Here is a 1401-nt window from a genome sequence, read left to right on the forward strand (position 1 = left end):
GGCGGCGAATCATTCGGCACTATGACCGCGGAATTGGTTGTCGACGAGGTGCTCGACGAGCTGGGCGCCGGCATCGCCGAAGAGCCGCCGGCGGCGCCGGCCGTGACGTTCACGGGCAACCCGAGCGACACGGACATCGCCGCAGTGCTCGCGGTGTTCGCTGCGATCGCCTCGTCGGCTTCCGCAGCGGAAACGCCCGCATCCGATAACGATTCGTGGGGCACGCCCGCGCTCATTCTGCGTCGGCAAGTGGCCGCCGCTGCCGTCCTGGTCAACGCAGGCTACTGAAACTGTAGAAAAGGGAAGACATTTCGATGAGTAGTGCACGTATTTCCAAGGTGCTCGTCGCGAACCGCGGTGAGATTGCAGTGCGGGTGATCCGGGCCGCAGCCGATGCCGGCCTGGCCAGCGTCGCCGTCTACGCCGAACCCGACGCCGACGCCCCGTTCGTGCGCCTGGCCGACGAAGCCTTCGCCCTCGGCGGTCAGACCTCCGCCGAATCGTATCTGGTGTTCGACAAAATTTTGGACGCCGCCGCCAAGTCCGGCGCCGACGCCATCCACCCCGGCTACGGCTTCCTCTCCGAAAACGCCGACTTCGCCCAGGCCGTGCTCGACGCCGGCCTGATCTGGATCGGCCCCTCCCCGCAATCGATCCGCGACCTCGGCGACAAGGTCACCGCCCGCCACATCGCCGAAAAGGCCAAGGCCCCGATGGCCGCCGGCACCAAGGACCCGGTCAAGAACGCCGACGAGGTCGTCGCCTTCGCCCAGGAATACGGGGTCCCCGTCGCCATCAAGGCCGCGTTCGGCGGCGGCGGCCGCGGCATGAAGGTCGCCCACACCATCGAGGAAATCCCCGAACTGTTCGACTCCGCCACCCGCGAGGCCGTCGCCGCGTTCGGCCGCGGCGAATGCTTCGTCGAACAGTATCTGGACAAGGCCCGCCACGTCGAAGCCCAGGTCATCGCCGACCAGCACGGCAACGTCATCGTCGCCGGCACCCGCGACTGCTCCCTGCAACGCCGCTTCCAGAAACTCGTCGAGGAGGCCCCCGCCCCGTTCCTCACCGACGACCAACGCCACCGCATCCACACCTCCGCCAAGGCCATCTGCAAGGAGGCCGGCTACTACGGCGCCGGCACCGTCGAATACCTCGTCCAGGGCGACACCGTGTCCTTCCTCGAGGTCAACACCCGCCTGCAGGTCGAACACCCCGTCACCGAGGAAACCGCCGGCATCGACCTGGTGCTGCAGCAGTTCAAGATCGCCAACGGCGACAAGCTGGACCTCACCGAGGACCCCACCCCCCGCGGGCACGCCTTCGAATTCCGGATCAACGGCGAGGACGCCGGCCGCGGGTTCCTGCCCGCCCCCGGCCCGGTCACCAAATTCGTGCCGC

The 1401-nt window shown here is 67.9% G+C and carries 2 protein-coding genes; both read left to right on the forward strand.

What is annotated here, in order from left to right:
• Positions 1-288, forward strand: a 288-nt coding sequence (locus tag RJ1_RS44920; RefSeq protein ID WP_255284981.1) for an acyl-CoA carboxylase epsilon subunit, incomplete at its 5' end; no start/stop codon positions are given.
• Positions 289-314: 26 nt separating this feature from the next.
• Positions 315-1401: acetyl-CoA carboxylase biotin carboxylase subunit (locus tag RJ1_RS44925; RefSeq protein ID WP_143169620.1), on the forward strand; the 1087-nt coding region annotated here is incomplete at its 3' end.

Source organism: Rhodococcus jostii NBRC 16295 (genome assembly GCF_001894825.1).
Taxonomy (GTDB): Bacteria; Actinomycetota; Actinomycetes; order Mycobacteriales; family Mycobacteriaceae; genus Rhodococcus_F; species Rhodococcus_F jostii.